We start from the raw sequence: 8,664 nt of genomic DNA, 5'->3' as shown, positions 1-8,664 counted from the left end.
TTTTTTAATATGCTTCATTTCTTTAAAAGGATAGGAAACCGCTTTAACGTTTGTTCATTCTCTAATATACAGTTCTCTAAATGAAAGGATGGTGAAAGTTCTAGCTTTTTAAAATTCCTAATAAACGTAGTTAATGCAACTTCAGCTTCTAAACGAGCAAGTGGTGCGCCTAAACAAAAGTGAGGCCCTTTGCCAAATGTTAAATGTTTTTCATTTCCAGGTCGATGTAAATCAAAGTAATCTGCTTGTGAAAATTTATTTTCATCTAAATTGGCAGCGCTTATCCACGTAACAATCATTTGTCCTTTTTTCATTTTTGGTCCAAATATTGTTGTATCTTCCGTTATAGTACGGGCTAATGTAACAGGGAAACGATAACGTAGTACCTCTTCTATCGCTTTAGGAATCAGCACTGGACTTTCGCTTAATTCTTTGTATACCTTAGGTGCATCTACTAAAAAGCAATAAAAGCTATTAATAATAAGGTTTGTAGTGGTTTCATTCCCTGCGGCTAAAAGTCCTAATGAAAAAGTCACAATTTCCTCATCAGTCAATCTTTCTCCCTCATACTCTGCTCTGATCAGGTCTGAAATAATATCTTCTTTCAAATGGTATCGTTTCTCTTGAACAATCGGGAGAAGATAAGATTTAAATTCATGTAAAGCAACTTCTTTCTGCTTATCTAAATCGCTAAACTTCTCTTTACTATATGGCATAAACAAAATATCTGACCACATCTTAATTTTTTTTCTATCTGTTGTTGGAACACCTAATAAATCAGAAATAACGGTTACAGGTAGAATTGCAGCAAACTGCTCTACAATATCAATTTCATCATAATTATTCATATCTTTCACAAGTTCATTTGCAATTGCTTGTATCTGTGGCTTCCACTGCTGAAGACTTCTTGGGGTAAATGCCTTTGAAACAATTGAGCGAACATTTCGATGCTCTGGAGGATCAGAAGAGTTTAAATTTACTCTTGTGTCTAAAGGCGGAACGGAAAATTGACGACGATCTCTTCTGCTTGAAAATAGGCGATAATCAGATAAAACACGGTTCACATCATTATATAAAAAAACATTCCATACATCCTGCTCCGCATCATAATAGACCGGATGATTTCCCCTCATATACTTATACCACTCATAAGGGTTCCACAGCTCTTCTTTTGTTTTGAGCTTTGAAATTTCATGAACCAAAATTACATTTTCAGGCGAATTCATAGTTCTTTCCTCCCTTTTCTTTTAAAATAAAGTAATAGGTAGGCAGTTCAAAGATGTATAGACTAGCATATGTTATTTTAACATATATACAGGGGATATTTACGGATATAAACTTGAGAAAAAATTAGGAGGATACATATGTATGTTGATATTTTACTACTCGCAGAATTAACTTCTGGACCCAAGTATGGTTATGAAATAAAGAAAAACATTCAAAATCGTCTTGGAGAAAATTTTGAATTGAATCATAACATGCTCTATCCTGCCCTTCGGCGCTTTGAAGATATGGGAGCAATTACAAAAAAGATTCATCAACAAATAGGTAAACCAAATCGTAACATTTACGCATTAACTCCTACAGGTGAAGAAATCTTTTATGAAATGATGCGAGAGTTTCCAGAGAAACTAGCTGCTAATGATACTGAATTTCTTGTGCGTGTTGCACTGTTTGAGAAACTAGATTACGAAGCTCGAAAAGAAGTTTTAACGACTCGTCAAAATGTGCTATACAAACAATTAGCCTCCATTCGATCTTTAGCTGAGACATCACTATTTATTTCTGAGGTCATACAGTATGGTAAATCACGTATTGAACATGAGCTAGCTTGGATTACCTCTCTCATGAAAAAAATATAAAAAATGACAAAAAAGCAAATATAGTGAATGAAAATGAAATTTATTATCAATAATATAATTAATAAAAGGGCAACCTGGTGCGGTTACCCTTTATCGTTTAAGCTTCAGGAATAAATGTTTTGCAATCCGTTTCTTCTGTTGTAGATGCTTGGTTACCTTTATGACTTACTACATAAATTGCATCTGCATTACATTTGTTTCCGTTACCCCAATATTTGCAGTTGTTTACTTCACATAAAACATCTTGTGCCATAAGTATCACACCTCCTTATCCTTTTATCATTAACAAATTTGAGAGGTACGATACTTCTATTTTTTTCTTTGTATTGATACTACGCTTGCTAATTATCATGAAAAATTGGACAAGAAAAACATTTTCCTCAAACTTTTTCTCTATTATATAATTAACTTATTTTATATCTATTAGTTGGAGATGCTATTCGAACTCGCGGAAATACATATAATATAGAATCTCTTCAAAACATCTTACAAAGTGCAACAAATTCAACGAATTCAGATATTTTTAAATGGGTTGAACGCTCCCGAACTCTTCTAGCTAAGCCAGAAACATTTTGTTACGACTTATGATGTGACGGTGGTTTTGTTTATAAAATTGATAAAGCGAATGAAAAAAGGAGGACTCATCTTTCGTAATGGAGCCCTCCTTTTTTCATATTTTTCACACTGAAGCGTCTGCTAATTTTTTCAACGCTTCCATATTCCCACTTACAATTACATCAATATTTTTAGAAATAATCTTAATGTCCAAGTCCCACCACTTTATTTCTAACAATTCATTTATTACATCATTTGAAAATCTCTTTTTTATCTCAGTAGCAGGATTACCACCAACAATTGTATATGGTGGAACGTCTTTTGTTATAACCGCTTTAGCAGCAATAATTGCTCCGTCCCCTATCTTCACTCCGGGCATAATCGTCGCATCCATACCAATCCATACATCATTTCCGATAACCGTATCTCCTTTAAACGGTAAATCAGAAAGTGTAGGTGTGAATTTCTCCCAGCCATGACCGAAAATATTAAATGGATACGCTGAAAATCCATCCATTTTATGGTTTGCGCCATTCATAATACATGTAACTCCAGGTGCTACGCAGCAGAATTTTCCCATAACCAATCGGTCTCCAAAAAATTCATAATGGTATAGCACTTGATCTTCGAATGTTTCTTCATTTTTTGAATCATAATAAGAATAATCTCCAACAATAATATTTGGTTTTGTTATTGTATTTTTAATGAAATGAACACTCTTATTTCCTTCAATCGGATATTGCACATTTGAATTAGGATTCATGCTGGACAGCACCACCTTCATTTGAAGTTCCTACTACTGGTTTCAAATTATATATTGGCAAAATAAATAATGAACCAATAATAAATAGTAATGCTGTTCCTTCATACATTGTGCTAAGTGAAAATACTTCTTTTAATGAACCGGCAATACTCATCGTTAATACCATCGAACCCGTAAATAAAGGACTTAAAATCCCATTTACTCGTCCGATAAAGTCTGTATCCGAGTTTTGAATAATAAGCGTATTTATTCCAATTTGGATACAAGGAAGTGCTAGACCGCTGAAAAACTGAGCAATGAGTGTAATCCATAAATTTGTAGAAAATCCGATGATACCAATGCCAACGGCCTGTGCAAACATGCCTAAAATTAACATCTTTTGCGGAGCAACATTTTTGGCAAATACCATCGCTAACGCTCCTCCAATAATCATTCCGGCTCCATTTACAGTGAGTAGCCATTGTAAACTTTCTTTTGATAAACCTAATTGTTCAGTTACGATAAAAATACCTAGTGGCTGAATCAGACCAATCCCTAATCCTGCTGCCATAAAACAAATTCCGAGTAATGTTAGTGTCTTCTTTGCCTTTACATATTTAATTCCATCCACCATCTCTTGCAATAAGCTAACTTTTTTCTTTTCTTCTTGTTCTTCAATATCTCTTGGAAGAAATAGCAAGACTAAAGCCGCAAATAAAAAAGCAATACCTGTCACAATAATAGAAGTGTAAATTCCGAAGGCTTGAAATATAAACGTGCCAAGTATAGGACCTAATACCATGAAAATCGCAAAAATGGTTTGATATAATGACATAGCCAACTGTACTTCTTCTGTAGATAGATGTTGTTTAAATAATTTCATACCTGAAGGCTGTGAAAATTGCGAAAGAATTGCAGAGATAAGTGTAACGAAAAATACTACCTTCCAAGTACCAAACATAAGTGTAAACAATACTGCAAATACTGATAACGAACTTAAGGCTTCACACCAAATCATCGTCCTTTTTGGCTTCCACCTATCTGCAAACGTTCCTCCTATAAATGAAAAGATAAAAATCGGCGCAAATTCAGCAACTGAAATCATTGAAATGGCAAACGCATCACCATTGGTCATTTCCATTACATACAGCAGTACCGCAAAGTTTCGGATCCAAATTCCTATCTGGAGAAATAATGCTGAAGCAATAATTGCTTGCACAAATCGATTTTTTAGTACTACAGATATATTACTTTTTTGTTTAGCTTTTATATTCATAGACATAATAAAGCCCCCTATTCTACATTCTGAATAGGAGGCAGCACCATCATCATATTATAAAAGTCAGTTTATTCGCAGTGCGAAAATACATCCCTTTTACATATAAAAATGTACATACTAATCCTATTCAGAAGAATATTTCGTTTTATAACGAAGATTTCTTAAAAAATAGAATTAGTTGATCATTGGGATGTCTTCACCCTTCCGTTTCGATTTTAAATGACACATACATACTCTATGTGAACGAAATACAATGTATGCACGTCTCAAATACCTATTCTAGAAAGTTAACGGCAATTCCTCTAAAGAACGCATTAAATAATTGCCTTGCCATTTAATTTTTTCGCGTTCCCCTTTTATTTGAATTTTAGGTATACGTTTTAACAATGTGGCAATTGCAATTTTTGCTTCTAAACGAGCAAGCGGGGCTCCTAAACAAAAATGACTTCCATGTCCAAATGCAATGTGGCGGTTATTTTCCCTCGTAATATCAAAAACGTCCGGATTCACAAAGACATTCTCATCACGATTTGCCGACGCTAGTGAAATGATTACCATATCCCCTTTTTGAATCTCTTGATCATGAATCATAAAAGGTTCAGTTGCCCAACGTGCCGTCGTAATTTCAACGGGAGAATAATAACGTAATCCTTCTTCAATCGCTGAATCAATAAGTTGGGGCTTTTCTTTTAATAACTGCAGTTGATCTGGATTTTCTAACAATGCTAATACTGTATTGGTTATAAGATTCACAGTCGTTTCATGTCCTGCGACAATAAGCAACATAATCATTGAATAAAGTTCTGGTGCACTTAATTTACTTCCTTCGCTTTCCACCTGAATTAATCCACTAACTAAGTCTTCTTTCGGCTCTTTCCTTTTTACATCCACTAAATATTGAAGATATGTAATAAACTCGGATAGTTTTTCTTCATTTTCCTTTATTTCCTCTGGTGTTTCAGGGGAAGTAATTACCGCATGAGACCATATTCTAAATCTTTCTTGATCATCTTTTGGAACGCCAAGCATTTCACTAATTACATTGATTGGTAATGGAAAGGCGTAGTCATTAACAAGATTTAGGGAATGCTTATATTCTACACGGTCTAATAAAGTATCCGCGATATTCTGAATACGTTCATCTAATTGTGAAATCATTTTAGGAGTAAAAGCCTTTTGAACTAGTGCTCGTAAACGACTATGATCAGGTGGATCTGAATTTAACATATGTTTCGTTAAGTGATCACTATTTTCAAGAGAAAGAAATGGTTTTAATCTTTCTCGAGAAAATACATTTTCTGGATTTTTCTTCAAGCGAGAATCTTTTAAAAGTGGTAATGCATCTTCATATCTTGTAATAAGCCATTCTGTCCACAGTTCACTCTTATATACGAACAAAATTGGTTGTGATGCGCGTGATTCTTTATAAATTTCATAAGCATCTTCTTTAAAACCTGCAGAGGCTAACTGAATACCATCTTCTATTTTGAGGCCAACTTTATTTTTAAAAAACATTGCATTCCCTCACTCTCATCTATTTGTAAAAAGCACTTCAACATATGAATTATAACTCATGAATAGTGGGAAAATTGTAAATTTTTCGTTGCGATCTTACTTTATATATTGAAAAATAATTCATTTCAAAAAACAAACGATAAGAAGATATTTTCTTCTTATCGCCTATTAGTGTTTCTTTCCTACATTTTGTTTTATCACTAAGCAAAGCACATGAAATTACTAATTTGCTGGTATCGGTAACTTACTTTCCGGCGACGTCCGGCTTGCCAAGTATATCCCGATACTCCATTTCTTCTCACTTCAGTTGGGAAAAACCATAAATCTCTTCCGAATGGTCCTGGTCGATGCAATCGTAAATATCCCCATCTGCCTAAACAATTACACATCCATGATTTCATATTACTACTTTGTGCAGGAGTGGCGAATGTTGATGGTAAAGATGGTACTTGTGATGGCGGTGGTGACGTCGGAGCATCTTCCGCATCATCAGGTCTATATTCTTCAAGCTCCACATCTCTTAGTTCATCAGATGTTTCATAACCAGAAGTTTGTGGGTTATAATATGCTGTTTGATTATAATCTACATATGGAAAATACGTTGGTTGATTATACATTAAAAAACTCACCTCTTATGATTAATTACTTTATCCAATCATATGTTGTATTGCTCCTATGGGAAGCTTATTTATATAGCCCAAAATAGAAGTTGAGAGATTCTATTTTGAAATAACTGTAAAACAATAGAGGTGTTCTCATTTCCTTTTCCGAACAAAAAAGCCCAATTTTTCAGCTTTAATGCTGAGAAATTGGGCTTTTTAAAATGGACACTGTAAAACCGTACTTTCCTAACGGTTCCTCTTCTTCAACTTAACGCTATAATAGCGCATTGCTTTTAATGTACCTTCCATTTCAAATACACCTTGCTGGATTAATGTACGCAAGCGATATTCAAGAAAAACATCTCCAATTACTTGCTCAATATGCCCAAGAACTTCTCCTACTAACCTTGGTGCCTTACAGAAAGATCTTGTTGTTTCTAATCTTTCTGCACATTCAATAATGAAAGAATCGAAATAATCTTCTTGTACGGATTGAACTTGGTTTTCATTCCAAAGTCGTAATAAATCCGTAGTTTGAGAGAGTAATTCCCATTCTTGTTCAAAAGTTTTTCGTGCTTCATTAGCCAGTGATGAATCTTTTTCGTACTTTTCATAAATAACTGCTAGTTTCTCTGAAGATAACCCTCCTGTCCCGCGTATATCATAGCCTTCTAGGAACAGTTCTCTATATGCTTCAGATGTGTTAATTACACGAATATTATCTCGATCTTGTAAATGTGCAAGGACAAAACAAAGGCCCACATGTTCATGTGCATTATCAGCTTTCCAAATTGTAATTGGTATATCTTGAGGAATAGACTGTAATTCTTTCATTGATTGTCTGAATGTTGATAAATATTCTTCTTCAAAATAAAGATCATAAGAGTTTAAACTTCTAGATAGCCATTGCTGGCGAGCTACTTGTCCAGCTTCTAACTTCAATTGATGAATTGGGCCGATAGAGAACGCATCGGAGAAAAGAATAACATAGTCTTCTGTTAAATTAGCTTGTTTCAGCATATGTTTAATACACCCAGCTGGCGAGTCACCAAATGCAATATGTACATGTTTACTCTCTTTAATATGTAGCTTAGGTTTTTGTGATTCAATGAGTTGTTTTGGGATTTCTGTTAAAATGTCCATTCTATCTTCGCTTGGCTCTGTTTCCATTAAATCAAGTTGAATTAAGATGAAGCGGAGTAATGATTTTGCTTCATCTTCTGGCATATTATCGATTACTTTACTTAAATTATCTATCATGTACTTCCCTCTATTCGTTTCTAAAATAATGTAATTTATAGTGTAACATATAATGAGACGCATGCTATTCTTTTCATCTAATAATTGCTAGGAGAAATGAAAAAGATAAAAAAGCACACAATGGAATAAACAACATTGTATCCATTTTCGCAAAATATGTATCTTTTTTTCTTTTAAATATGTCAAAGTAATTGAATTCTCCAACCACTCTTAATCCAAATACAAACATACAAATCCAAGAACCGATTTGAACGATGACATGTGGAATAAAAGAGGAAATAACATTTGCCTGTAATAATAAAAGTAACGCTGCTATACATAGTAATAGCGCAACTAATAATGTCATACCAGTTCCAGGAGTAAAAGCTTTTTCTCCTGACTCAGTTGGAATCGCTGCCTTTATTCCCCATTTCCCGCCAAATGCCCAGTAAACATGTAATAAACTAATACATACTAAGAGACATGCTGATATAGTGATGATAATGAGCAATATTAACACCTCCATCAATGTGTTTCTTTTAAGATTAAGAATATTCAACTAAACAACAATTAGCAATCTATTTCTAAATTGTTCACAATACCGCCATTTGTAATGTTATTTAATCTTCAATCTTGATATTCTGATACCGTATAAAAACAATTGAATATAAAGTCATTAAGTTTTACTTGTAATTAGCAGGCGTGTACATTGGATAAGTTGCATATTTCTTTAATTCCTTTCACTGGGTTGAATTTCCTAAATGAAGATGCTATTTTAGATCATTAGATGAAATTATATGTTCTGTTTTTATATCTTAAATCTTTTTCTTTATTTCATTACTGATTTCTATTTGTTTTTCTCTTTGCTCA

At 33.8% G+C, this 8,664-nt stretch carries 9 protein-coding genes; 1 reads left to right on the top strand and 8 read right to left on the bottom strand.

The features are described 5' to 3' along the window. Positions 1-14: 14 nt before the first annotated feature. Entirely contained in the window at positions 15-1,226 is a 1,212-nt protein-coding gene (locus BPMYX0001_RS11055) for a cytochrome P450 (protein WP_006094939.1), read from the bottom strand. 138 nt (positions 1,227-1,364) lie between these two features. Between BPMYX0001_RS11055 and BPMYX0001_RS11050 the strand changes: the two genes are divergently transcribed. Continuing rightward, on the top strand, positions 1,365-1,862 hold the full coding sequence (locus BPMYX0001_RS11050; RefSeq protein WP_006094938.1) for a PadR family transcriptional regulator: 498 nt from the start codon (positions 1,365-1,367) through the stop codon (positions 1,860-1,862). Between the two features lie 97 nt (positions 1,863-1,959). Here BPMYX0001_RS11050 and BPMYX0001_RS30640 read toward each other — a convergent pair whose 3' ends face one another. The 7 genes from BPMYX0001_RS30640 to BPMYX0001_RS11020 form a co-directional block, all read right to left on the bottom strand. Further along, complete coding sequence (locus tag BPMYX0001_RS30640) at positions 1,960-2,115, bottom strand: DUF1540 domain-containing protein (protein WP_003204488.1); 156 nt, start codon at positions 2,113-2,115, stop codon at positions 1,960-1,962. A 426-nt stretch (positions 2,116-2,541) separates the two neighbouring features. After that, a complete protein-coding gene (locus BPMYX0001_RS11045) occupies positions 2,542-3,180 on the bottom strand; it encodes a Vat family streptogramin A O-acetyltransferase (protein WP_033798888.1) in 639 nt (212 codons plus the stop codon). Beyond that, a complete protein-coding gene (locus tag BPMYX0001_RS11040; protein ID WP_006094937.1) occupies positions 3,170-4,441 on the bottom strand; it encodes an MFS transporter in 1,272 nt (423 codons plus the stop codon). The genes BPMYX0001_RS11045 and BPMYX0001_RS11040 overlap by 11 nt, the downstream gene beginning before the upstream one ends. Before the next feature lie 276 nt (positions 4,442-4,717). Beyond that, positions 4,718-5,953 carry a cytochrome P450 family protein gene (locus tag BPMYX0001_RS11035; protein WP_006094936.1) on the bottom strand — a complete coding sequence of 412 codons (1,236 nt, stop codon included), beginning with the start codon at positions 5,951-5,953 and terminating at the stop codon, positions 4,718-4,720. 200 nt (positions 5,954-6,153) lie between these two features. Next, entirely contained in the window at positions 6,154-6,570 is a 417-nt protein-coding gene (locus tag BPMYX0001_RS11030; protein WP_003204498.1) for a hypothetical protein, read from the bottom strand. A 231-nt stretch (positions 6,571-6,801) separates the two neighbouring features. Continuing rightward, positions 6,802-7,815, bottom strand: a complete 1,014-nt coding sequence (locus tag BPMYX0001_RS11025) for a DUF1835 domain-containing protein (RefSeq protein WP_006094935.1) — start codon at positions 7,813-7,815, stop codon at positions 6,802-6,804. A 73-nt stretch (positions 7,816-7,888) separates the two neighbouring features. After that, entirely contained in the window at positions 7,889-8,305 is a 417-nt protein-coding gene (locus tag BPMYX0001_RS11020) for a DUF3995 domain-containing protein (RefSeq protein ID WP_033798887.1), read from the bottom strand. Positions 8,306-8,664: the final 359 nt, after the last annotated feature.

The sequence above is a fragment of the Bacillus pseudomycoides DSM 12442 genome (assembly GCF_000161455.1).
GTDB classification, from domain to species: domain Bacteria; phylum Bacillota; class Bacilli; order Bacillales; family Bacillaceae_G; genus Bacillus_A; species Bacillus_A pseudomycoides.
Note: the sequence above shows the minus strand (reverse complement) of the source record. Positions and strands in the feature narration are given on the sequence as shown.

Bases quoted from the DNA above. Each gene is read 5' to 3' on its own strand.
- BPMYX0001_RS11055 (WP_006094939.1), bottom strand. From the start codon at position 1,226: ATGAATTCGCCTGAAAATGTAATTTTGGTTCATGAAATTTCAAAGCTC.
- BPMYX0001_RS11050 (WP_006094938.1), top strand. From the start codon at position 1,365: ATGTATGTTGATATTTTACTACTCGCAGAATTAACTTCTGGACCCAAG.
- BPMYX0001_RS30640 (WP_003204488.1), bottom strand. From the start codon at position 2,115: ATGGCACAAGATGTTTTATGTGAAGTAAACAACTGCAAATATTGGGGT.
- BPMYX0001_RS11045 (WP_033798888.1), bottom strand. From the start codon at position 3,180: ATGAATCCTAATTCAAATGTGCAATATCCGATTGAAGGAAATAAGAGT.
- BPMYX0001_RS11040 (WP_006094937.1), bottom strand. From the start codon at position 4,441: ATGTCTATGAATATAAAAGCTAAACAAAAAAGTAATATATCTGTAGTA.
- BPMYX0001_RS11035 (WP_006094936.1), bottom strand. From the start codon at position 5,953: ATGTTTTTTAAAAATAAAGTTGGCCTCAAAATAGAAGATGGTATTCAG.
- BPMYX0001_RS11030 (WP_003204498.1), bottom strand. From the start codon at position 6,570: ATGTATAATCAACCAACGTATTTTCCATATGTAGATTATAATCAAACA.
- BPMYX0001_RS11025 (WP_006094935.1), bottom strand. From the start codon at position 7,815: ATGATAGATAATTTAAGTAAAGTAATCGATAATATGCCAGAAGATGAA.